Origin of the sequence: Thauera sp. AutoDN2 (assembly GCF_051280715.1) — a bacterium.
Taxonomy (GTDB): domain Bacteria; phylum Pseudomonadota; class Gammaproteobacteria; order Burkholderiales; family Rhodocyclaceae; genus Thauera.
In genome coordinates this window covers 80,401-103,291 of sequence record NZ_JBNCAR010000004.1, presented here as the reverse complement: position 1 = coordinate 103,291, position 22,891 = coordinate 80,401, and the positions used below count along the sequence as shown (strand labels likewise).

Genomic DNA, 22,891 nt, shown 5'->3' with positions numbered 1-22,891 from the left:
TTCTTTTGTGCGTCATCTCGCCGGTCCGCCCTCAGACCGGAAAGATGTGGGAAAAAACCTTGCCGCGCAAGCGGTCAGGACACGCCTGCACGCGAAAACTTCCCGTAGCATGAGGGCTGCGCGCGAGCGGCGCACGCCCTCCCTTCCGCATGCAGCCCCCGAGCACAGGAGACACGCCCCGATGATCAAGCATGGCCTTCAGATCTTCGCCTGCAACGCCAGCCGCGACCTTGCCTGCGACATCAGCCAACGCCTGGGCTTGCGCCCTGGACAGATCGATATCTCGCGCTTCTCGAACGACAACCTGCGCGTGCAGATCCACGAGAACGTACGCGAGCGTGACGTCTTCGTCGTGCAGTCCTTCACCGAGCCGGTGAGCGAACACATCATGGAGTTGCTGGTTACACTCGACGCCCTGCGCAGCGCCTCCGCGCAGCGCATCACCGCAGTCATCCCCTACTATTCCTACGCGCGCTCGGACAAGAAGGACGCGCCGCGCATCTCGATCACCGGCCGGCTGATCGCAGACCTGCTGCAGACCGCAGGCGCGAACCGCGTGCTGACCATGGACCTGCACGCCGACCAGGTGCATGGCTTCTTCAGCGTACCGGTCGATCACCTGACTGCCGTCTCCATCATCGCCGAACATTTCCGCAGCAATTACGACCTGTCGAACATGGTGGCGGTCGCCACGGACGCCGGTGGCGCCAAGCGCACCGGCCGCTTCTCGGAACGGCTCGGCATTCCGATGGCGATCATCGACAAGCGCCGGGTGTCGGACACGCAGGTGAAGCAGGGCTACGTGGTCGGCGAAGTTGCAGGTCGCGACATCGTGATCTTCGAGGACGAGATTGCCACCGCCGGCACGCTGGTATCCTCGGTGGACACGCTCCGCGCGGCCGGCGTACGCAGCATCCACGCCGCAGCCACCCACGGCGTGCTGTGCGGGCCGGCGATCGAGCGCCTGCGCGAGGCCGCGATCGATTCGATCGTAGTCACCAATACCGTGAGCCTGCCGGTAGAGAAGCGCTTCGACAAGCTCACCGTGCTGAACGTCGCCCCACTCTTCGCCGCCGCAATCGAGCGCATTCACAGCGGCCAGAGCGTGGGCGCCCTGTTCGAATAGAACAATCGCATTCTACGGGCGGGCGCCATGCCGACGGACCGTGGTCAAATTCTCTCAAGGCCGAGGGCGTTCAGTCGTTAAACCAGGTTCACTGTTTATACGAACATTAAAAAACCAGCCCCCTGGAGACCGAGATGAACTGGTTCGACAACCTCAGCCTGCGAGCGAAGCTCGTGGTGAACTTCTTCGTATCTGGCAGCTTGCTGATTCTGGCGATTCTGGTCTGCTACGTTCAGATCGACAGGCTCCAGCAGCGCACGACCGAGATCACGGCGCAAACGATGCCCGCGCTCGCGCTGGCTGGAACGCTCAGCGAAACACGGATGCGCTACCGAATCCGCAGCCTCGAGTTCATGCTCGCAGAATCCGACGCCGAAAGGGAAAAGACCGAGAAATCGCTCCAGAGCATTGCCGCGACCTTGTCGGAGAAGATTGCCGAGTACCGGGGCTTCGTCAGCACGGCAGAAGAAGCTTCCCTGCTGGAGGCATTCATCGCTGCGACCACTGCGTACGAGAACTCGGTCACGAAGGCGGTGGATCTTGTGCGTCAGGGGAACAGGTTCGAAGCCGACCGGCTCCAGAAGGAGGAATGGCTCGCCGCAGGCACCCAGGTGGCCAACGCCACATCCGCACTGGTCAAGCAGCAGAACGAACGCGGCAAGCAGATCCGTGACGCGAGCACGGCTGCAGCCGAGCAGGCCAAACAGATCGCGATCATCGCGCTGGTGGCCGGCAGCATTCTTGCGGCACTGCTGTCGATCTTGCTGGCGGGGCGAATCAGCGGGCGGCTTCGGCACGTGGTTTCGGCCGCCAACGATATCGCGGAGGGGCGCCTGGTCCCCGCATCCGGGCCGGCGATCGCGCGGACCCGCGACGAAATCGGCCAGTTGCTCCAGGCGGTCGAATCCATGCGCAGTTCGCTGCGCGACACGATCGGCCAGACGCGCACCTCCTCCTCGACCCTTGGCGATGCTGCGAAAGACCTGGGCGACGGGATCGGGCAGCTCGAGCGAAGCGCAGACGCGCAGAGCAACGCGGCGTCCAGCATCGCGGCGAGTATCGAAGAGCTGACCGTCTCGATCAACGAAGTCTCCACGCGCACGGGCGAAGCCTCGAAGGCGGCCGAGGAATCGGATGCGAAAGCGCGCACGGGGCGCAGCGTACTGAAAAAGCTCGAGCAGGAGATCGACCGAGTTTCGGTGGTCGTCAACACCGCATCCGAAGGCATCCGCAATCTCGCCGACGAATCGCGAAAGATTTCCGAGATCGTGAACGTGATCAAGGAGATCGCCGACCAGACCAACCTGCTCGCACTCAATGCGGCAATCGAGGCTGCACGCGCGGGCGAGCAGGGGCGCGGCTTCGCCGTCGTGGCGGATGAGGTCCGCAAGCTCGCGGAACGAACCGCTCAGTCCACCGGGGAGATCACCTCGACGGTGGATTCGATCCAGCACTCCACCACACAGGTCGTCACACGAATCGATGAGGGCGTATCCGCAGTCGGCCGTAGCGTAGAGCATGCCAACGAAGCCGGGCAGAGCATCGAATCGCTGTTGGAGATCGCGCGTCGGGTCGCCGAACTCATCCACGACATCGATCTCGCCCTGAGCGAGCAGTCTACGGCCTCGACCGAGGTCGCCCGCAGCGTGGAGGGGATCGCCGAAAGTGCCGACGACATACACAACGTCACGAAGGAAACCTCTGCGGCAACGGGACGGCTGATGGAAATGTCAGCGCGCATGCAGGAACAGGTCAGCCGCTTCATCCTCTAGCGGATCGGGGCTTTCGGCCCCGTCCAGAGCGGCCTACTCGGCAGGCCGCGCAGAAACGAGCCAGTAGGTCACGCCGAGCGCGAGCACGATGACGCCGATCGCGAACAGGTACATGGGCTCCAGTGTGCTGAGGTCGAGGACGATCACCTTGCGCGCGATCGCCATCAGTGCGGTCGCGATCGCTTGATCCCGCTGCTGTCCATCCTGGCCTCCCTTGCCGCAGGGCTGACGACCACGCCCTAGTCCCGAACCTGGCCGCCAGCCAGCCATCAGTTGAGCGCCCGCGCGTGCGGGCGCCTGCTCCACTTCTCGAGTGCCCTCGCCAGCACTTCGACCTCGGTCGAGGTTTCCACACCGTCGGCGCTGACGATCTCCTGCATCGCGCGCAGCATGGCCTGCTGCAGCGCTGGGTCGGTGATGTCCTCCAGCAGCAGGTCGAGAACCTCGTCGGCCAGCTTCAGGCGCAGGCCGTCCATGTGGTGGGCGCTCGCCAGCAGGTCTTCGCAGTACTCGCGCAGGATGCGTTCGAACTCGACGCTGCCGATGCCGAGCCGACGCGCAAGGTCGGTGTGCATCATGGCCTCGACCTCGTCGCGGTCCAGCCCGCCGTCGGCGAGCACGGTGAGGGCGAGCAGACGGGCAGCCGCCGGGGTGCTGTCGGTTTCGTAGTGGCGCATGGCGTGGTCTCCTTTTGTATGCGGTCTCGTCGGCCGCCACCGTCCTGGTGGGGGTGCGTTGCGGCGACAGGTGCAGACTACGGCAGCAGCTATCCTTTAAAAAGTCGACTACGATTAGTCTAGAAATCGATTTTTTCGACGGAACCAAGCGCCATGGCGACCAGCGAACTCAACTTCAAGCACCTGCGCTACTTCTGGACGGTCGCCCGTGCAGGCACCATCGCGGAAGCTGGACGCCTGCTGGGACTGGCGCCGCATTCGATCAGCGCCCAACTCGCTACCTTCGAGGGTGCGCTCGGCGTGACCCTGTTCCGGCGCAGCGGGCGCCGCCTAGTGCTGACCGAGGCCGGCGAGCGGATCCTCGGCGACGCCGAGCGCATCTTCGCGCTCGGCGACCACATCCTCGAAAGCGTGCGCGAGGACAGCTTGCGCCGTAGCCTGCCCTTCCGCATCGGCATTCCCGACGCGATGCCCAAATCCGTGGTGCATCGGCTGATCGAACCCGCGCTGCACACCGAACGCCCCGGCCGCCTGGTATGCCGCGAGGCGCCGCTCGCCGAGCTGCTGGCCGAGCTCGCGGTGCGCCGGCTCGACCTCATCATCGCCGACCGGCCGATCCCGCCCACCGTCAGCGTGCGCGGCCACAGCACCCTGCTCGGCGAGAGCTCGCTGACGATGTTCGCCGCACCCGCGCTGGCTGCCCGCCTCGCCAACGGCTTTCCCGCCACCCTCGACGGCGCGCCTTTCCTGCTGCCGGGCGAGGACGTCACCCATCGCGCCGGACTGCTGCAGTGGTTCGATGCACATGGCGTGCAGCCTTCGATCGTGGCCGAATTCGACGACAGCGCACTGATGAAGGCCTTTGGCCAGGCCAGTGCAGGCGCCTTCGCAGCGCCAACGATGATCGCCGACTACGTCTGCCAGCAGTACGGCGTGCAGGCGCTGGGTGAGGTCACCGGCGTCACCACCCAGGTGTACGCAATCACCACCGAACGCCGTCTGTCGCACCCGGCCATGCAAGCGATCCATGAAGCGGCCGGGAAAATGAGCTGATTTTTCAACGTGCTAAAATTCAGGCATTCCCATTTGCACAAATTCTTCGCACCGCAGGCGGTCGTTTGCGCAGATGCCCGTTTTCGTCCATTCCGGAGACCCGATGAGTCCAGCAGATAACAAAGGCAGCTCCACCATCCTGATCCCGGTGTTCGCGCCAGCGGTCGTCGTCACCTTCCTACTGGTGGTCGGCACCATCAGCAACCCCGAACTCGCCGGCGAGCTTTTCTCGTCGACGCTAGCCTGGATCACCAGGACCTTCGGCTGGTTCTACATGCTGTCGGTGGCGATCTTCCTCGTCTTCATCGTCGCCATCGGCTTCTCGCGCTGGGGCAACATCAAGCTCGGCCCTGACCACGCTGCCCCGCAGTACAGCTTTCCGGCCTGGTTCGCGATGTTGTTCTCGGCCGGCTACGGCATCGCGCTGCTGTTCTTCGGCGTGGCCGAGCCGGTGCTGCACTACGCCTCGCCGCCGCAGGGCGCGGCCGAGACCGTGGACGCGGCGCGCCAGGCAATGCAGATCGCCTTCTTCCACTGGGGCTTCCACATCTGGGGCATCTACGGCCTGGTGGGTCTGGTGCTGGCCTACTTCGCCTTCCGCCACGGCCTGCCGCTGTCGATGCGCTCGGCGCTGTATCCGCTCATCGGCGAGCGCATCCACGGCCCGATCGGGCACACGGTGGACGTCATCGCCATCCTCGGCACGCTGTTCGGCATCGCCACCACGCTCGGCCTGTCGGTCACGCAGATCAACGCCGGCCTCAACTATCTGTGGCCGTCGATCCCGGTCGGCACCACGGTGCAGGTGATCGCGATCGCGGTGATCACCGCGCTGGCGCTGATCTCGGTGGTTGCCGGCCTGGACAAGGGGGTGAAGAACCTGTCGATCCTCAACATGGTGCTGGCGGTCGCGCTGATGCTGTTCGTGTTCGCAGTCGGCCCCACCGTGATGATCCTCGAGACCTTCCTGCAGAACACCGGCGCCTACCTCAACAACATCGTCGAGCGCACCTTCAACCTGCAGGCCTACTCGCGCGGCGACTGGATCGGCAACTGGACGCTGTTCATCTTCGGCTGGACCATCGCCTGGGCGCCGTTCGTGGGGCTGTTCATCGCCAAGATCTCGCGCGGGCGCACGATCCGCCAGTTCGTGTTCGGCGTGCTGCTGGTGCCGACGATCTTCACCTTCCTGTGGTTCTCGATCTTCGGCGACACCGCGCTGCACCTGATCATGGTCGAGGGCTACACGGCGCTCATCGACGAGGTGCAGGCCGACCACGCGCTGGCGCTGTTCAAGCTCTTCGAGCGTCTGCCGCTGACCGCGATCGTGTCGTTCATGACCGTGATCCTGATCGTGACCTTCTTCGTCACCTCGTCCGACTCGGGCTCGCTGGTGATCGACGCGCTCGCCTCGGGCGGCGCGGCGAAGACGCCGGCCTGGCAGCGTGCCTTCTGGGCCATCACCGAAGGCGTGGTCGCCTCCGTGCTGCTGCTCGCCGGCGGTCTCAAGGCGCTGCAGACCATGACCATCGCCAGCGCGCTGCCGTTCGCGATCATCATGCTCGTCGCCGCCTTCGGCATGTGGCGGGCGCTGATCATCGAGGGCCATCGCGAAGTCTCGCTGCAGTCGCACATGGCGCGCAGCCGCACCGGCTCGGGCACGTGGAAGAAGCGCCTGGAAGAGCTCGTGCGCTTCCCGGCACGGGAGGAGGTCGCCGCCTTCATCCGCGGCTCGGTCACCGACAGCATGAAGCACGTTCAGCGCGAGCTCGCCAGCCAGGGCTGGACCTCGGAGGTGGTGGTCGACGCCGAGTCGGGCCGCGCCTACATCGAGGTGCTCAAGGAAGGCCAGATCGATTTCATCTACGACATCCGCATGGTCGAGTACGCCATGCCCGAATACGCCTTCCCCGAGGTCGCAGAGGACAACCCCGCGCACTACTGCCGCGCCGAGGTCTTCCTGCGTCGTGGCGGGCAGTCGTACGACATTTACGGCTACGAGGTGCAGCAGATCATCGACGACATCCTCGACCAGTTCGAGAAGTACCTGCACTTCCTGCACATCTCGCCGGGCAGCCTGCCGTGGAAGATGCAGGAGCACGACGACATGCTGAACGAGGCACAGGCCGGAGAAGCCGCACGGCGGCCACGAGTGTCGCCGCGGGAGTGATGGTCCCACGACCGGCACGCCTGTGGGCGGCGCGGAACGCAAAAAAACGCTGACAACCTGATTTCCGGTTGTCAGCGCCTTTGCATTCGTCAGGCGCCCGCAGAGGGCGACCGATCAGGCCTGCTGCTGGCCTCCCTCGGCCTGCTGCTCGGCAATCTCGGCGCGCACCTGATCCATGTCCAGACCGCGCACGCCATCGATGACCTGGGTCAGTGCGCTCGCAGGCAGCGCACCCGACTCGCGGAACACCATCACCCCCTCGCGGATCACCGCAATGGTCGGGATGGAGCGGATCTGGAAGGCCGCAGCCAGTTCCTGCTGTGCTTCGGTGTCGACCTTGGCGAAGACGATGTCGGGATGCGCTTCGGACGCCGCCTCATAGGTGGGTGCGAAGTTGCGGCAGGGACCGCACCAGGCTGCCCAGAAGTCGAGGAAGACGATCGGGTTCTGCTCGACGGTTTCGTTGAAGTTGTCAGCGGTCAGTTCGAGGGTTGCCATGTAAGCCCCAGGTAAATATTAGTGACGGCTCATGATACACCCGGCGCCACAGCCTGTCCCGGCGCGCCGGTCGCTCGCGCCACCCGCATTGCCCGGACCCGGCAAGCCACACCGCGCACTCATGCGGCCGCCCTGCGCGTGCGCTGCCTCCGCCACACCCAGGCCACGAGCGCGAGCGCGGGCAGGTAAAGCCACTGCGCCGATGGTCCGCCCCGATCGCGCTCGAGCGCCACCAGGCGATCACCCGCCAGCACGCCGATCCGCTCCGCGGCGCTGCCGAAGCTCACCTCCGCCACACGGGCGCCCGATGCCTCGCTGACCAGCCGCATGCCGATCGCCTCGAAGCGCGATGACCAGCGCGTACCCGCCGCGATGGGCAGCATCACCACCCGCTCCGCCGACGCCCCCTCCTCCGGCTGGCGCGCGAAGACCAGACGCAACTGCTCGCCCACCGAGGCCGCCTCGATCGCGGCGCTCATCACCTCGACCTCGACACGCTCCTGGGCGGGCCAGAGCGGATTCACGAACATCGCGGGGTTGAACAGCATGAACGAGGCCACGAGCAGGGTCAGGCGCTCGAGGAGAGTGGTCTTCATCAGCAGCCAGGCCTGGTTGAAGCAGATGAACACGAAGCCCCCGGCAGTGGCTGCGGCGACGGTCAGTACCGCATGCAGCGGGTGATCGACGCCAATCAGCAGCAGTTGCGGATTGAACACGAACATGAAAGGGAGCACTGCCATGCGCATCGAATAGCGAAACGCGCGCACCCCCGTCTGCAGCGGGTTGGCGCCCGCAATGCTCGCCGCAGCATGCGAGGCCAGTCCGCCCGGCGGCAGCACGTCGGCGAGCAGGCCGAAATAGAACACGAACAGATGCGCGGCGATCAGCGGCACCGGGTGGCCATACTCCGCACCCAGGGTGACGATCACCGGCGCCATCAGCGCGGACACCACGATGTAGTTCGCGGTGGTCGGAAGACCCATGCCCAGGATCAGGCAGACCAGCGCCACCAGGGCGAGCATCAGCAGCATGTTGCCGCCCGCGAGCACCCCGACGACCTCGGTCATCACCAGCCCGATGCCGGTCAGCGACCCGACCCCGACCACCACCCCGGCCGCGGCAGTCGCCACCGCCACCACCAGCATACCGCGCGCACCCGCATACACGCCGTTCGCCAGGTCTTCGACGCCCGACCGCCACGCCTGCCGCAGCGCCGCGCGGGGCTGGCCGCGCAGCCAGACCAGCAGCGGACGCTGCGTGAGCACGATGAAGGCGAGAAACACGAGTGCCCAGAACACCGCGAATGCGGGCGCGTCGTGCTCGACCATCAGGTTCCACACCAGCAGCCCGACCGGGAGCAGGAAGTACAGGCCGGCCCGCAGTACTTCACCCGGCCGCGTGCGCAGCCCCGAGACCAGCCCCGCCCCGGGGTCCTCCAGGGCGCTCGCCGCACCGAAGCGCAGCAGCAGCAGATAGGCCAGCACCAGCAAGCCCCCCACCACCAGCGGCCCCGCCGCCGGCACCCACACCCTGGCCAAAGGCACCAGCGCCGCGAGCAGCGCCAGCACCGCCGTCATGCCTACCAGGCCGCGCAGAAGGCGGCGCAGCGACGCCTGCCAGCGAACCGGCTCGCGGGGCAGGCCCTCGATGCCCGCCTTCACCGCCTCGAAGTGCACGATGATCAGCAGCCCGACATAGGCGACCAGCGCCGAGATCAGGGCGTGGCGCAGCACATCGGTGTAGGGGATGCCCACGTACTCCACCATCAGGAAAGCCGCTGCGCCCATCACCGGCGGCATCACCTGGCCATTGACCGAGGACGCCACCTCGATCGCCGCGGCCTTGTCGGGGGCATAACCGATGCGCTTGATGAGCGGGATGGTGAGCGGGCCGGTCGACACCACGTTGATCACCGACGCCCCGGAGAACAGCCCCGTCGCCGCAGACACGCCGACCGCCGCCTTCGCCGGCCCGCCGCGCATGTGGCCGACGAGCGCAAGCGCACTGCGCACGAAATACGCCCCGCCGCCCCCGCTCTCGAGCAGCGCGCCGAACAGCACGAACAGGAAGATGAACTCCGCCGAGATGCCGAGCGCAACACCGAACACCGCGTCCGTTCCCAGCCACAGCCGGTCCATCATGTGCGCAAGCGAGGCGCCCTTGTGCGCGATCAGGTCAGGCGCGAGCGGGCCGAGCAGGACATAGGCGAGCAGCACGAGCAGGAAGATCACGAGCGGCCAGCCGAGCAGGCGGCGCGCGGCCTCGAACAGCAGCAGCAGCCCGGCGAGCGAAATGGCGACGTCGATCGCCCACGGATCACCTGGCCGCGTGGAGAGCTGGGCGTAGAAAATGAAGGTATAGCCCGCACAGAAAGCGGCGAGCACGCCGAGCATCGGGTCGACCAGTCGCACCACCCGCTCGTGCCCGCGCCACGTCGCGGGCACGAGCGGGAAGCACAGCAGCAGCGCGAAGGCCAGATGGATCGAGCGCGCCTGCCCCACGGCGAACTGGCCGACGCCGAGCGCCACCGGCAGCGGCGACGCCACCCACAGCTGAAACAGCGTCCACAGGATCGCGACCCGGGCGGCGACCACCGTCCTCGACGGTGTGCCCCGGGTCGCCCCGGTCACAGCAGCGGAGCGAGCCAGCGCGCCGCTTCATCCACCTCCATGCCGGTGCGACGGGCCCAGTCCTCGAGCTGGTCGCGGCCGATCTTCGGGATGGCGAAGTACTGGCTTTCGGGGTGGGCGAAGTAGAAACCGCTCACCGCCGCAGCCGGCGTCATCGCATAGCTCTCGGTTAGATCCATGCCCGCATTGTGCCGCGCATCGAGGAGCTCGAACAACGCCCCCTTGACCGTGTGATCCGGGCAGGCCGGGTAGCCCGGCGCCGGGCGGATGCCGCGGTAGCGCTCGGCGATCAGCGCCTCGTTGTCGAGCGCCTCGTCGGCGGCGTAGCCCCAGCACTCGCGGCGCACGCGCTCATGCAGCCATTCGGCGCAGGCCTCGGCGAGGCGGTCGGCCAGGCTCTTGAGCATGATCGCGTGGTAGTCGTCGTGCGCGGCCTCGAACTCGGCGACCCTGGCTTCGATGCCCAGGCCAGCAGTCACCGCGAAGGCGCCGATCCAGTCCGGCACGCCCGACTCCTTGGGTGCGACGAAGTCCGTCAGGCACCAGTGCGGTTTGCCCGCCGGGCGTTCGTGCTGCTGACGCAGGCCGTGCCACACCATGGCAAGGTGCTTGCGGTCCTCGCCGGTGTAGATCTCGATGTCGTCGCCGACCGCGTTGGCCGGGAACAGACCGAACACCGCCTTGGCCTGCAGCCAGTTCTCGGCGACGATCTTGTCCAGCATGGCCTTGCCGTCCGCGAACACGTTGCGCGCCGTCTCGCCCACCACTGCGTCGTCGAGGATGGCGGGGAAGCGGCCGGCGAGGTCCCAGGTCTGGAAGAAGGGGCCCCAATCGATGTAGCTCACCAGCTCGCCCAGCTCGACATCGATCGCCTGCACGCCGAGCATGTTGGGTCGCGGGGGCTGGTAGGGCGTGAATCCGGCCTGGTGGGCAGTGCTGCACGCGGCCACGCGCTCGGCCGTCCAATCGGTACGGAAGGCGTTGGCGCGCGCCGCCTCGACACTCACCAGCTGCATGCCCTTCTTGCCGGCATGCAGGGCACGGATCTTCTCGTAGTCGGCGGCGACCTCGGCCTTGAAGGCTTCGCTCTGCCCCTCCGACAGCAGCGCGGTGACCACGCCGACCGCGCGCGAGGCGTCGGGCACGTACACGACAGGCTGGTCGTAGTGCGGCGCGATCTTGATCGCGGTGTGGTTGCGGCTGGTGGTGGCACCGCCGATCAGCAGCGGCACCTCGAAGCCCTGGCGCTTCATCTCGGCGGCAACGTGGGCCATCTCCTCCAGCGAGGGGGTGATGAGGCCTGACAGGCCGATGGCCTGCGCGCCATGTTCCTTGGCCGCCTCGAGGATCTTCGCCGCCGGCACCATCACGCCGAGGTCGATCACCTCGTAGCCGTTGCAGCCCAGCACCACGCCGACGATGTTCTTGCCGATGTCGTGCACGTCGCCCTTGACCGTGGCCATGATGATGCGGCCCTTGCTGGTGGCGCCGGTGCGCAGCTTCTCGGCCTCGATGTAGGGGATGAGGTGGGCGACGGCCTGCTTCATCACGCGCGCCGACTTCACCACCTGCGGCAGGAACATCTTGCCCGCGCCGAAGAGGTCACCGACCACGCTCATGCCCGCCATCAGCGGGCCTTCGATGACCGCCAGCGGCGGCTTGCCCTCGGCCTCGAGCCTGGCGCGCACCTCCTCGGTGTCGGCAACAACGAACTCGGTGATGCCCTTGACCAGCGCGTGGCTCAAACGCTCCTCCACCGGCCATTCCCGCCAGGCGAGGTCCTGCGCGGACTCCTTGGCCTGTCCCTTCACCGTCTGCGCGAACTCGACCAGCGCCTCGCCCGCGCCCGGACGGCGGTTCATCACCACGTCCTCGACCTTGTCGCGCAGCTCGGGCGCGAGCTCGTCATACACGCCGAGCTGGCCGGCGTTGACGATGCCCATCGACAGGCCGGCCTTGATCGCGTGATACAGGAACACGGTGTGGATCGCCTCGCGCACCGGGTCGTTGCCGCGGAAGCTGAATGACACGTTCGACACCCCGCCCGAGGTCTTGGCGTAAGGCAGGTTCTCCTTGATCCAAGCCACGGCGTTGATGAAATCGACCGCGTAGTTGTCGTGCTCCTCGATGCCGGTGGCGATGGCGAAGATGTTGGGGTCGAAGATGATGTCTTCGGCCGGGAAGCCGGCGCCGCCTTCGGCCACCGGCTTGGTGAGCAGCTTGTAGGCGCGCTCGCAGATCTCGGTCTTGCGGCGGAAGGTATCGGCCTGGCCCTGCTCGTCGAAGGCCATCACGATCACCGCCGCGCCATAGCGGCGCGCAAGGCGGGCCTGGCGCAGGAACTCGGTTTCGCCCTCCTTCATCGAGATCGAGTTGACCACGCCCTTGCCCTGGATGCACTTGAGGCCGGTCTCGATAACCGACCACTTCGACGAGTCGAGCATGATCGGCACGCGCGAGATGTCGGGCTCGGTAGCGATGAGCTTGCAGAACCGCTCCATGGCGGCGACCGAATCGAGCATCGCCTCGTCCATGTTGATGTCGATGACCTGGGCGCCGTTCTCGACCTGCTGGCGCGCCACCGCGAGCGCGTCGTCGAAGCGGCCCTCGAGGATCATGCGCGCGAAGGCCTTGGAACCAGTGACGTTGGTGCGCTCGCCCACATTGACGAACAGCGCGTCGCCGCCGACGTTGAAGGGCTCGAGGCCCGACAGGCGCAGCTTCTTCTCGATGGTGGGCACGACGCGCGGCGCGAGGCCCGCAACGGCTTCGGCGATCGCCGCGATGTGCGCGGGCGTGGTGCCGCAGCAGCCGCCGACGATGTTCACCAGGCCACTCTGCGCCCACTCGCGAATCTGGCTGGCGAGGTGCTCGGGCGTTTCGTCGTAGCCGGTGGGCGACAGCGGGTTGGGTAGGCCAGCGTTGGGGTGGGCGGACACGTGGGTGTCGCAGGCGTTGGACAGTTCCTCGACGTACTGGCGCAGCTGGTCGGCGCCGAGCGCGCAGTTGAGGCCGAAGCTGATCGGCTGCGCGTGGCTGAGTGAATTCCAGAACGCCTCCGCGGTCTGGCCCGACAGCGTTCGGCCGGAGGCATCGGTGATGGTGCCAGAGATCATCACCGGCACGCGCTGGCCGCCGCTTTTCTCAATCTCGTCGAACAGCTTCTCGATCGCGAACACCGCGGCCTTGGCGTTGAGCGTGTCGAACACGGTCTCGATCAGCAGGATGTCGGCGCCGCCTTCGAGCAGGGCCTTGGCCGAGTCGTAGTAGTCGTCGGCGAGCGCATCGAAGCTGATGTTGCGGAAGCCAGGGTCGTTCACGTCCGGCGAGATCGACAGCGTGCGCGAGGTCGGTCCGAGCACGCCGGCGCAGTAGCGCGGCTTGGCGGGGTTCTTCGCGGTGTACTCGTCGCACAGCTCGCGCACCAGGCGCGCGCCCTCGACGTTGAGTTCGTAGGCCAGCGCCTCAAGCCCGTACTCCGCCTGCGACACGCGGGTGGCGTTGAAGGTGTTGGTCTCGATGATGTCCGCGCCGGCCTCGAGATAGGCGCGGTGGATGCCGACGATCACGTCCGGGCGCGTGAGCACCAGCAGGTCGTTGTTGCCCTTGAGATCCTTCGGATGGTCGAGGAAGCGATCGCCGCGGTAGTCCGCCTCGCCCAGCTTCTCCTGCTGGATCATGGTGCCCATCGCGCCGTCGAGGATCAGGATGCGGTCGGCGAGAAGCTGGCGAAGTTCGGTACTGCGATCGGATTGCATGGCTGGGTCCTCGGTCGTTCGACGGTCGCCGGGCAACGCCACGCACAAAAGCGAACGGCGCCACAAACCGGCTGAAGGTTTGTGAGCGCCGTTGATCGGTTGCCGAGCCTGGCCCGCACAGGTTCGGTGGGTCGCAGCGCTCCTCGGCAAGCCCTGGATTCTAGTCCCTGCGCAAAACGCTGCCAAGGCAGAATGGCGAGGAAATCTCGCCACACGGAGACGCCCCAGGCCTCGTCCGGACGAGCGTCATCACCGCACGGGCACGCTGTCAGCGCGGATCCGCACTGTTCGTTCTGCCGTCCGCAATGACGAATGTCACACACCACGCGACGCTCAACTGGCAGCATAGAGCGCCACGACCGCACCCGGAACACCCACCCTCGAGATGCAGCAACGCACCACACTTCGCAGCGTCCTCTTCACCCGCCTGATGATGCTCGTCGGCAGCGCGGTGGTAGCGCTTGCGCTCGGGTTCGCGATCTTCGGCCTGCAGCCCCTGCACGACACCCTCGCCTCCAAGGAATTCACCCGGGTGGCCGATGGCGTGCGCAATGCCCTGCAGCAGACGGTTTCGCTCCCTGCCGCCCTGCTCGCACCGTCGACGAGCTGGATCGCGGATCTGCCGCCCGAACTCGACGACCCGCTCAAGATCGAGCGTCGCTTCAAGGCGTTGCTGACCCATGTTCCGAACCTCAGCTCGGTCGTGCTCGGCACCGAAGACGGCAGGGGCTGGGTCCTGATCCGCCTGCCGGATGGCAGCTGGCGCAGCCGGGTCACGAATCGGGCGAACTGGGGCGACATGCACCTGATCATCGAAGAGACGCCGGAAGGCGAGCGCAGCGAGGCGCTGGAGCGCTTCGACTACGATGCCCGCACCCGTCCCTGGTACATCGGCGCGAAATCGAACGCGGACGGCGCGGCGCACTGGACAACCCCCTACACTTTCTTCACCACGGGAGACCCGGGGGTGACCACCTCGCGGCGCTTCCAGCTTGGCGACGGGACGCAGGCGATCCTCGGCCTGGACATCATGCTGCGCGACCTGTCGATCTCCACGCAGCAGGCGCGCGTCGGACAGAGCGGGCTGGCCCTGATCCTCACCAGCGACGAGCGGGTGCTCGGCCTGCCCCGGCGCCCCGAGGGCGTTTCCTCGGACGAATGGCTCGGCAGCCTGCTCCTGCCGGCGAGTGCACTCGGTCTAGACAGCGTGAACAAGGCGCTGGTCGCGTGGCGGCAAGCCGGACGCACCGCGTACTCGGAGCGGCGCATTGACAGTGGCGGCGAGTCATGGCTCGCCGCCATGCACGAGCATCGTCTTGGAGAACAGCGCCTGTGGGTGCTCACCCTGGCGCCCGCCGCCGAGTTCGCTGCGCCCTGGTCACGCGTGCTGCTCGGCACGGCACTCGCCCTTACCGTGCTGATGATCCTTGCTGCGGCCGTGGCGCAGCGCGTTTCGCGCCGCATCGCCGCACCGCTCGAAGCACTCGCCGCCACCGGCAAGCGTATCGGCAAACTGGACTTTTCGCCGACACCCCCGCTATCCACGCACATCGAAGAGATCGCACAACTCGATCGCGTCCTTGGCGACATGCGTGCCCGGCTCGCCAACAACCAGGCTTCACTCGACCAGCAGTCGATCCGTCTGCAAGCCCAGGTTGAGGAGCTGCGCACAGCGGAGCAGCGCATCCACGCGCTCGCCTACTACGACCCGCTGACCCATCTGCCCAACCGGCGCCTGATGATGGACCGGGTGAATCACGCCATCTCGAGCAGCCAGCGTCGGGGCACGCACTGCGCGCTATTGCTGCTCGACCTCGACAACTTCAAGACCCTGAACGACACCCTGGGCCACGACCACGGCGACGAACTGCTGCGCGAGATCGCGGAGCGCCTCGCCCGCAGCACGCGCAAGTGCGACACCGTGGCACGTCTGGGCGGGGATGAGTTCGTCGTGGTGCTCGAGGACCTGGGCACGGACCCCGAGGAAGCACGGGCGCAAGCCGAGGCCATCGGCCACAAGATCCTGCTCGCCGTGGAGCACGCGTACCGCTCGGGCCATTTCGAGACGCGGATCTCCGCCAGCATCGGCGTAACCCTGTTCGGTAGCGCCCCCGACAGCGCCGATGCACTGCTCAAGCATGCCGACATGGCCATGTATCGGAGCAAGGCGACTGGCCGGAATTGCATGCACTTCTTCGGCCCCGAGATGGAACAGGCGCTCTCCGAACGTACCCAGCTCGAAACCGAGCTACGGGCAGCACTGCCGGGCGGGAGTCTCGCGCTGCACTACCAGCCCCAGGTCGACGCTTCCGGCCGGATCGTCGGCGCCGAAGCGCTGTTACGCTGGACGCACCCCCAGCGCGGCCCCATCTCACCCGCAGAGTTCATCCCCATCGCGGAAGAAAGCGGCCTCATCATCGCGCTCGGCGCCTGGGTGCTGGAAACCGCATGCGCGCAACTGGCCGCATGGGCGAGCGATCCACGTCTGCCGCCGATCGAGATCGCGGTCAACGTCAGCGCCCGCCAGTTCCGCCACGAGGGCTTCGCCGACATGGTGTCCAGCGTCGTACGCTACGCGAACATCCCGCGCGGACGCCTCAAGCTCGAGCTGACCGAGAGCCTGCTGCTCGAAGACGTGGAATCGGCGATCACGCGCATGGAGGCGCTGAAGGCGCTCGGGGTCGGCTTCGCGCTCGACGACTTTGGAACGGGCTATTCTTCCCTGACCTACCTCAAACGCCTGCCGCTGACGAATCTGAAGATCGATCAGTCCTTCGTGCGCGACGTCATGACGGACCCCAACGATGCGGCGATCGCACGTACCGTCATCGCGCTCGGCCGGACCCTGGATCTGATCGTGATCGCCGAAGGCGTCGAGCAGCCCGCGCAGTTCGCGTTCCTTGCCGACGCCGGGTGCGACCGATTCCAGGGCTACTTCTTCGGCCGCCCGGAGCCTGCCGAGGCTTTCCAGCAACGGCTGCTGGACGCACCGGGCTGACGCGCCGCAGTCCCCACGCTGCCGCCTCCGCACCGAACGCAATCCGGACACGGGGAAAGCGGGGTGGCCCTACCAGAACCAGGGGTGCGCGAAGGGGTGCGGATAGAAGGGGCGCGGATAGCCCCAGAAACCCGGCCCCCAGCCCCAGGGGTAGGGAGGATAGGCTCCCCAAGCGCCCCATCCCGGGCCCTCGCGCGGATAGACGTAGGTCTGGCTGGTACGGACCACCTTGTCATCGATGAAGTGAACGTTGAACAAGGTTGCGATGCCCGGGCCGTCATTGCGCACATTCCAGTCCCAGACCTCTTCGCCCGAGTTTCTGAAGCGCTGCTCCGAACGGTGGGCGCCGAGCAGGCGGGAGACTTGCTCCTTGTCCATTCCACGCTCCACACGCGCCAGGTTATCCGGCGCCAGCGCATCCCACTGGCGCAATACGATGCCGCCCTGATCGACGTGTACCATCAGGCAACTGCGGCCATTCGGCTGGGTGGAATACTCCAGCGTCGTGGTGCCGTCATCGTTGCTCCAGCGCCGGGTCGGCTCCCCCCGCGCAGCCAGGGCCTCGGCTTCGGTGGCGAAGGGCCGCGGCGGCTCGAAGCTGGCACAACCCTGAAGCTGCAAGGCTGCGAGCACCAGTAGCGCAGCCGCCATAAGCCGCCAGCGATGCGAAATCGGATACGTCATGACCGCCTCCGTATCAACGGCCGCGGTGAAGGGTGTATCGCCCGGTCCCCGTCACGCGGCCATCGACGTTAAACGACACGGTGAAATATTCAGGCTCGTTGGTGCCGGCGAATCCGTGCGAGTACTTCCAGTCCCAAACGGTTTCCTGCTTGACGGCGAAGAACTGGCTGGACGCAGGTTTGCCGAGCAGTCGCCGGACCTGATCGGGATCCATGCCCTTTTCGACCCTGGCAAAGGTCTGCTCGTTCAGTACCTGGTCGATGCTGCGCAGGATCTGGTCCGAGCCGATGGTGATCATGAAGCATTCGATCCCCTCGGGCTGACGGCTGAACTCCCAGGTCAGGGATCCATCCTCGTTGCGCCACTCCATGTGCGGCGGACCAAAGCGTTCGCGCACCTCGGCAGCGGTCGACACCCCGGGCTGCAGTTCGCGCATGTTGATGTAGTCGCAGGCGGTGATGCCGATCGCCGACAGCAGGCCACAAAGCCAGGCAATGAAGCGTTTCATGTCCGTCCCTCCCGAGCACCGCACCATGAGCGCGCAATACAACCACCGGACTGCGGCGACAGGGCCGATCCGCGGCGCGCGCGGCATGCCCCGAGGATCCGCCATGGCCGCCGGATTTGCAATGCCCGAAGCGTGAGCGTTTGCAATGCGCCGAGGCACGCGGCGGCGGCGCATCATCAAAGCAAGAAGGGCCGGACAGGAAGCGTCCTGTCCGGCCCTTCGAGTTACAGCGGCAGGCCGGCACGCGGCCGGCCACGCACACTCTCCATCACTGCATGTCGCCGATCGCCTCGTAGCCGCTGCCGCTGACCTTGAAGAAGGCATAGCTGCCCGGCACGTCACCGGCTGCATCGAACTCGTGGTCGCCCCCGGCACCCTTGTAGTCGATGTCCTTGCCTTCAGCGATCAACTGCTTGGCCTTGGCCCACTCCCCCGCCATGATCGGCTCACCCGGCGCACTCGCCACTGCGCGCAGCGACTCCGACAGCTTCGCCTTGTCCCCGCCCGCCTTCTCGATCGCCAGTGCGACAAGGAAGGCTGCGTCGTATGAGGTGGTGGCGAACACCGCATCGGTGTTCTCGCCAGCCGCCTTGAACGCGGCATTGAAATTGTCCAGCGATGCCGAGGCCTCACCCACCGGGGCGGAGACGAAGTAACCCTCGAGGTTCTGCGCACCGATCGCCTTCACCAGGCCTTCGGACTTCATGCCGTCGGCGCCGACGAAGGTCTTGAAGAAGTTGTTCTCCAGCGCCTGGCGCAGGATCGTCAGGCCGGTGCCGTCACCGTAGTCGAAGATGATCAGCGTATCGGCGCCGCCGCGGGAGAGCGCGGCCAGCTCGGAACGGTACGAGGCCTTACCCTCCTCATGCCCCGAGTAGCCGGCGATGGTGCCGCCATTGGCTTCGTACTCCGCCTTGAAGGACTCGGCCAGGCCCTTGCCGTAGTCGTTGTTCAGATAGGCCACCGCGACCTTGTCGATGCCGCGCGCCTTGAGCGTACGCGCCAGCGCCCGGCCCTGGTAGTCGTCGGACGGCAGGGTTCGGAACACGAGGTCCTTGTCATTGAGCTTGGTGATCTCGGGAGAGGTCCCCGAGGGCGTGATCATCAGCACGCCGGCCGGGATGGCGACCGAGTTGGCCGTAGCGAGCACCGCGCCGGAGCAGGCCGGGCCGACGATGGCGACCACACGGTCGATGTTGACCGCCTTGGTGGCTGCATCGGTCGCGTTCTGCGGGTTGCAGGCACTGTCGCCGAGCACGGCTTCGAGCTTGCCGCCCTTGAGGATGCCGCCCTGTTCGTTGACATGCGCCACCGCCAGCTTCGAAGCGGCCGCCATCGGCGGCGCAAGCGCCGCGATCGGGCCGGAGATCGCCGCCATCAGGCCGATCTTGACGTCCTGCGCATGGGCCGGAGCCGCAACGACCGCGGCGCCCAGCACCGCACCCACCACACCTGCGATTGTCTTCTTCTTCACCTTGTCACCTCCTGAATGTGCCGAAGCACCTGATGGTTGAGTCGGGCCCTGCGGGCCCTTGCCGGATTCTCCCGTGTCCGCGCTCCGAGCCCTCAGCGATACGGCGGCGAACCCACCCGGCGCTCGGGCAGGATGCCCTCCGGGCGGAAGCGCAGCACCAGCTGCAGCGTAAGGCCGATGATGAACACGCGCGCGTACTTGGCCTGCACCGCGATCTCGGTGGGCAGACGATCGGTGAGCAGCTCGGACACCGACCAGATGATCCAGATCACCGCTGCGCCGAGAATCGCGCCGCGGTTGTTGCCCGAGCCACCGAGGATCAGCATGATCCAGATCAGGAAGGTCGCAATCATCGGATCGATCGCCTCGGGCGTGACCGAGCGGTTGAAGTGCACGAACAACGCACCCGCCAACCCCATCAGCGCGGAGCCGAATACGAAGGCCTGCAGCCGGCGCGCCTCGACCTGCTTGCCCATCGCCGCGGCGGCGAGCTCGTTGTCGCGGATCGCACGCATCATGCGCCCCCACGGCGCCTTCACCTGACGCTCCACGAGCAGGTAGGCGATCAGCACCAGGGTGGCCACGATCGCGAGGTAGGCGATCTGCGACGGCATGTAGTCGAGGTCGCCGAAGGGGCGCGGGATGCCGGTCACGCCCCGCACGCCGCCGGTGAGCCAGCCTTCGGTGCGGATCACCAGGCGGATGATCTCCGCGATGCCGATGGTGGCGATGGCGAGGTAGTCGGAGCGGAAGCGCAGGCAGATCTTGCCGATCGGCCACGCGATCGCTGCCGCGGCCGCCATGGACGCCGCCCAGCCGACCAGCAGCGGCAGCTCGTAGCCGCCCAGTCGTCCGCTCGCAGGCAAGCTGGTGAGGATGGCCGAGGTGTAGGCACCGATCGCGAAGAAGCCTGCGATGCCGGCGTTGAAAAGGCCGGTGAAGCCCCACTGGATGTTCAGCCCGAGCGCGAGCAGCGCATAGATGCCGATCAGGATGGCCATGAAGACCGCGTAGTTGGCGAGTCCGAGCAGATCCATCAGAGCACCTTCCCGTTGAGCAGGCCACGCGGGCGGACGAGCAGGATCAGCAGCAGCAGGGCAAAGGCGGTGGCCGCCTTGTACTGCGCCGGCAGAATGAAGATCGACATCTCCTCGGCGACGCCCACGATCAGGCCGCCGAGCACCGCACCCTCGACCCGTCCGACCCCTCCGAGGATGGCGGCAGCAAACATCGGCAGCAGCACCTGCCAGCCCATCATCGACTGCAGTTCGTTGTTGATCCCCAGCATGAAGCCCGAGGCCGCACACAAGGCGCCGACGATCGCCCAGGTCAGCATCGTGACCTTGCGGTTATCGACGCCCGAAAGCCTTGCCAGATCGGGGTTGTCCGACATCGCGCGCATCGCCTTGCCCCAGCGCGAATGACGCAGGAACAGCGTGAGCCCCACGACGATCAGCACCACCGCGGCGAGCGTGTACAGCTCGCGGTCGCGCAACAGGATGCCGAAGTAGTCATCCGGACGAACGATGCCGCTGGCGTAGGTGCGCGGATCGACGCCGAAGACGACCTGTACCACCGCGCGCAGCATCAGCGCGACACCGAGCGAGGCCATCACGGTCATGATCTTGGGCCGCGCCTTGAGGTAGTCGTAGAACAGCTTGTCGATCACGATCGCGACCACCGCGACGACCGCCATCGCGATCGGCAGCGCGGACCACGGCGTCATCCCGGCGGTGACGAGCGCAAGCGCAACGAAGGCACCGAGCGTGGCCATGTCGCCATGGGCGAAGTGGGCGAAGCGCAGGATGCCGAACACCAGCGTTATGCCGATCGCACCCACCGCGTAGATCGAGCCGAGCACGACACCGGGCACGAGATGGAAGTTGAGGAAATCCATGAAACTCATGTGTGCCGGGCTCCCTTAGCCGCCGAGGAACATTTCGGCTACCTCGCGATCGGCGAGCAGGGCCTGGCCCGTGCCCTCGTGGCGATTGGCGCCAGTGGCGAGCACATAGCCGCGGTCGCAGAAGGCGAGCGCCTGCTTGGCGTGCTGCTCGACGAGCAGGATGGAGACACCGGCGTCGCGCACGTCGCGGGTGATCTGGAAGATCTGTTCCATGTATTTGGGCGACAGGCCTGCGGTCGGCTCGTCGAGGAGGAGGAGTTTGGGATCGAGCATCAGCGCGCGGCCCATCGCCACCATCTGGCGCTGGCCTCCGGAGAGATCGCCGGCGAGATTGCGTCGCTTGGCCTTCAGGTCGGGGAAAAGCCCATACACGCGGTCGTAGGCCGCGGAGAGATCGCCACGGCGCAGGAAGGCGCCCATCTCGAAGTTCTCGTGCACCGTCATCTCGCGGAACACGTTGTCCACCTGCGGCACGTAGCAGATGCCGCGCTGCACGATGCGGTCGGGCGCCCAGCCGGTGATGTCCTCGCCGTCGAACACGATGCTGCCGCCACGGATGGCGAGCAGGCCGAACACGGACTTCATCGCAGTGGATTTTCCCGCGCCGTTGGGGCCGACGATCACCACGATCTCACGCGCGCCCACTGTCATCGACACCCCGTGCAGGATGTCGGCGTCGCCGTAGCCGCCACGCACTTCCTTCATGTCGAGCAGCGCCATCACAGATCCTCCCGGTGCAGTTCCTGCTCACGCAGCGCCTCGACCTGGGGATCGTGCTCGGCGGCCTCGCGCTCGATCGCGGTCGGCGTTTCGCCAAGGTAGGCCTCGAGCACCCGGGCGTCCGAGCGCACACGCAGGAAGTCGCCCTCGATCAGCACCTTGCCCTCGGCCATGCACACCACCGGATGGCACAGCTTCTCGATCATCTCCATGTCGTGCTCGATCAGGATGAAGGTATAGCCGCGCTCGCGGTTGAGGATGAGGATCTTTTCCTCGAGCTTGCGCAGCAGCGTACGGTTGACGCCGGCTGCGGGCTCGTCGAGCAACACCAGCTTCGCATCGGTCATCATGGTTCGACCAAGCTCGAGCAGCTTCTTCTGCCCCCCCGAAAGATTGCCGGCACGCTCGTCGGCGACGTGCTCCAGTTCCAGAAAGGCGAGGGTCTCGTCAGCCTTTTTGCGCACCGCCTCTTCCGCCGCACGCACCTTGCCGGCCGCAAACCAGTTCGCGAACAGGTTCTCGCCTGGCTGCTGCGGCGGCACCATCATGAGGTTCTCCCGCGCGGTGAGGTTGTGAAATTCGTGCGGGATCTGAAAGGTGCGCACCAGCCCCTTGTGAAAGCGCGCATCGGTCGACAAGGCGGTGATGTCCTCACCGAGGAAGCGGATCGCGCCGCCGCTCGGCTGCAAGGCGCCGGCGACCAGGTTGAACAGCGTCGTCTTGCCAGCACCATTCGGGCCGATCAGGCCGAGAATCTCGCCTTTCCTGACCCTCAGGGAACAGCCGTCGACCGCACGAAAGCCGCCGAAGGCTTTGACCAGCCCATCCACTTCAAGCATAGCGTCGGGTTTCCTTGCACCGGACATGGCCGGCATGCGCCGGCGCCGCATCGCACCGTCCGGCCCCGGCGGCGAACT

At 66.4% G+C, this 22,891-nt stretch carries 17 protein-coding genes and 1 riboswitch; of the genes, 5 read left to right on the top strand and 12 right to left on the bottom strand.

Translation table 11 applies throughout. The annotated features are described in order from the left end of the window. The first annotated feature begins 181 nt into the window (after window positions 1–181). Window positions 182–1,126 (top strand): ribose-phosphate diphosphokinase, encoded by a 945-nt coding sequence (locus ACPT9U_RS04020; RefSeq protein WP_435749971.1) that lies wholly within the window; start codon window positions 182–184, stop codon window positions 1,124–1,126. Between the two features lie 134 nt (window positions 1,127–1,260). Then, complete coding sequence (locus ACPT9U_RS04015) at window positions 1,261–2,898, top strand: methyl-accepting chemotaxis protein (protein WP_435749970.1); 1,638 nt, start codon at window positions 1,261–1,263, stop codon at window positions 2,896–2,898. A gap of 33 nt (window positions 2,899–2,931) precedes the next feature. On the opposite strand, the gene ACPT9U_RS04010 is transcribed toward ACPT9U_RS04015, so the two are convergent. Further along, window positions 2,932–3,168: a phosphate-starvation-inducible PsiE family protein gene (locus ACPT9U_RS04010; protein ID WP_435749969.1), complete on the bottom strand. Its 237-nt coding sequence runs from the start codon at window positions 3,166–3,168 to the stop codon at window positions 2,932–2,934. Continuing rightward, a complete protein-coding gene (locus tag ACPT9U_RS04005) occupies window positions 3,168–3,575 on the bottom strand; it encodes a TerB family tellurite resistance protein (protein ID WP_418363884.1) in 408 nt (135 codons plus the stop codon). The genes ACPT9U_RS04010 and ACPT9U_RS04005 overlap by 1 nt, the downstream gene beginning before the upstream one ends. A 153-nt stretch (window positions 3,576–3,728) precedes the next feature. On the opposite strand from ACPT9U_RS04005, the gene ACPT9U_RS04000 reads away from it, so the two are divergent. Together ACPT9U_RS04000 and ACPT9U_RS03995 are read left to right on the top strand one after the other, a co-directional pair. After that, entirely contained in the window at window positions 3,729–4,628 is a 900-nt protein-coding gene (locus ACPT9U_RS04000) for a LysR family transcriptional regulator (RefSeq protein WP_435749968.1), read from the top strand. A gap of 103 nt (window positions 4,629–4,731) precedes the next feature. Next, window positions 4,732–6,798, top strand: a complete 2,067-nt coding sequence (locus tag ACPT9U_RS03995; RefSeq protein WP_435749967.1) for a BCCT family transporter — start codon at window positions 4,732–4,734, stop codon at window positions 6,796–6,798. A 114-nt stretch (window positions 6,799–6,912) separates the two neighbouring features. On the opposite strand, the gene trxA is transcribed toward ACPT9U_RS03995, so the two are convergent. From trxA to metH, 3 genes are all read right to left on the bottom strand, one after another. Then, complete coding sequence (trxA, locus tag ACPT9U_RS03990) at window positions 6,913–7,296, bottom strand: thioredoxin (protein WP_435749966.1); 384 nt, start codon at window positions 7,294–7,296, stop codon at window positions 6,913–6,915. Window positions 7,297–7,415: 119 nt separating this feature from the next. Further along, window positions 7,416–9,890 carry a TRAP transporter fused permease subunit gene (locus ACPT9U_RS03985; RefSeq protein ID WP_435749965.1) on the bottom strand — a complete coding sequence of 825 codons (2,475 nt, stop codon included), beginning with the start codon at window positions 9,888–9,890 and terminating at the stop codon, window positions 7,416–7,418. A 32-nt stretch (window positions 9,891–9,922) separates the two neighbouring features. Beyond that, a complete protein-coding gene (metH, locus tag ACPT9U_RS03980) occupies window positions 9,923–13,684 on the bottom strand; it encodes a methionine synthase (protein ID WP_435749964.1) in 3,762 nt (1,253 codons plus the stop codon). A 76-nt stretch (window positions 13,685–13,760) separates the two neighbouring features. After that, window positions 13,761–13,835: riboswitch (S-adenosyl-L-homocysteine riboswitch) on the bottom strand. A 234-nt stretch (window positions 13,836–14,069) separates the two neighbouring features. Here metH and ACPT9U_RS03975 point away from each other — a divergent pair. Then, window positions 14,070–16,682 (top strand): bifunctional diguanylate cyclase/phosphodiesterase, encoded by a 2,613-nt coding sequence (locus tag ACPT9U_RS03975; protein ID WP_435749963.1) that lies wholly within the window; start codon window positions 14,070–14,072, stop codon window positions 16,680–16,682. Between the two features lie 69 nt (window positions 16,683–16,751). Here the strand turns inward: ACPT9U_RS03975 and ACPT9U_RS03970 are convergent, their stop codons facing one another. The 7 genes from ACPT9U_RS03970 to ACPT9U_RS03940 form a co-directional block, all read right to left on the bottom strand. Further along, a complete protein-coding gene (locus ACPT9U_RS03970; RefSeq protein WP_435749962.1) occupies window positions 16,752–17,366 on the bottom strand; it encodes a hypothetical protein in 615 nt (204 codons plus the stop codon). A 13-nt stretch (window positions 17,367–17,379) separates the two neighbouring features. Further along, complete coding sequence (gene bamE / locus ACPT9U_RS03965) at window positions 17,380–17,874, bottom strand: outer membrane protein assembly factor BamE domain-containing protein (protein ID WP_418363891.1); 495 nt, start codon at window positions 17,872–17,874, stop codon at window positions 17,380–17,382. 268 nt (window positions 17,875–18,142) lie between these two features. Beyond that, window positions 18,143–19,348, bottom strand: a complete 1,206-nt coding sequence (locus ACPT9U_RS03960) for an ABC transporter substrate-binding protein (protein WP_435749961.1) — start codon at window positions 19,346–19,348, stop codon at window positions 18,143–18,145. A 92-nt stretch (window positions 19,349–19,440) separates the two neighbouring features. Continuing rightward, a complete protein-coding gene (locus ACPT9U_RS03955) occupies window positions 19,441–20,385 on the bottom strand; it encodes a branched-chain amino acid ABC transporter permease (RefSeq protein WP_435749960.1) in 945 nt (314 codons plus the stop codon). After that, the gene (locus ACPT9U_RS03950) at window positions 20,385–21,254 is read right to left on the bottom strand and encodes a branched-chain amino acid ABC transporter permease (protein WP_418363894.1); all 870 of its coding nucleotides are present in this window, start codon (window positions 21,252–21,254) and stop codon (window positions 20,385–20,387) included. Before ACPT9U_RS03950 ends, ACPT9U_RS03955 begins: the two co-directional genes overlap by 1 nt. A gap of 15 nt (window positions 21,255–21,269) precedes the next feature. Continuing rightward, the gene (locus tag ACPT9U_RS03945) at window positions 21,270–21,974 is read right to left on the bottom strand and encodes an ABC transporter ATP-binding protein (RefSeq protein WP_418363895.1); all 705 of its coding nucleotides are present in this window, start codon (window positions 21,972–21,974) and stop codon (window positions 21,270–21,272) included. Further along, a complete protein-coding gene (locus tag ACPT9U_RS03940) occupies window positions 21,974–22,813 on the bottom strand; it encodes an ABC transporter ATP-binding protein (protein ID WP_435749959.1) in 840 nt (279 codons plus the stop codon). The genes ACPT9U_RS03945 and ACPT9U_RS03940 overlap by 1 nt, the downstream gene beginning before the upstream one ends. Window positions 22,814–22,891 lie beyond the last annotated feature (78 nt).

Excerpts from the sequence above, each read along its gene's own strand:
- ACPT9U_RS03950 (WP_418363894.1), bottom strand. The coding sequence starts at position 21,254 with ATGAGTTTCATGGATTTCCTCAACTTCCATCTCGTGCCCGGTGTCGTG.
- ACPT9U_RS03945 (WP_418363895.1), bottom strand. The coding sequence starts at position 21,974 with ATGGCGCTGCTCGACATGAAGGAAGTGCGTGGCGGCTACGGCGACGCC.
- bamE (WP_418363891.1), bottom strand. The coding sequence starts at position 17,874 with ATGAAACGCTTCATTGCCTGGCTTTGTGGCCTGCTGTCGGCGATCGGC.
- ACPT9U_RS03970 (WP_435749962.1), bottom strand. The coding sequence starts at position 17,366 with ATGACGTATCCGATTTCGCATCGCTGGCGGCTTATGGCGGCTGCGCTA.
- ACPT9U_RS04005 (WP_418363884.1), bottom strand. The coding sequence starts at position 3,575 with ATGCGCCACTACGAAACCGACAGCACCCCGGCGGCTGCCCGTCTGCTC.
- ACPT9U_RS04000 (WP_435749968.1), top strand. The coding sequence starts at position 3,729 with ATGGCGACCAGCGAACTCAACTTCAAGCACCTGCGCTACTTCTGGACG.
- ACPT9U_RS04020 (WP_435749971.1), top strand. The coding sequence starts at position 182 with ATGATCAAGCATGGCCTTCAGATCTTCGCCTGCAACGCCAGCCGCGAC.
- ACPT9U_RS03955 (WP_435749960.1), bottom strand. The coding sequence starts at position 20,385 with ATGGATCTGCTCGGACTCGCCAACTACGCGGTCTTCATGGCCATCCTG.
- ACPT9U_RS03995 (WP_435749967.1), top strand. The coding sequence starts at position 4,732 with ATGAGTCCAGCAGATAACAAAGGCAGCTCCACCATCCTGATCCCGGTG.
- trxA (WP_435749966.1), bottom strand. The coding sequence starts at position 7,296 with ATGGCAACCCTCGAACTGACCGCTGACAACTTCAACGAAACCGTCGAG.
- ACPT9U_RS03940 (WP_435749959.1), bottom strand. The coding sequence starts at position 22,813 with ATGCTTGAAGTGGATGGGCTGGTCAAAGCCTTCGGCGGCTTTCGTGCG.
- ACPT9U_RS04015 (WP_435749970.1), top strand. The coding sequence starts at position 1,261 with ATGAACTGGTTCGACAACCTCAGCCTGCGAGCGAAGCTCGTGGTGAAC.
- ACPT9U_RS04010 (WP_435749969.1), bottom strand. The coding sequence starts at position 3,168 with ATGGCTGGCTGGCGGCCAGGTTCGGGACTAGGGCGTGGTCGTCAGCCC.
- metH (WP_435749964.1), bottom strand. The coding sequence starts at position 13,684 with ATGCAATCCGATCGCAGTACCGAACTTCGCCAGCTTCTCGCCGACCGC.
- ACPT9U_RS03975 (WP_435749963.1), top strand. The coding sequence starts at position 14,070 with ATGCAGCAACGCACCACACTTCGCAGCGTCCTCTTCACCCGCCTGATG.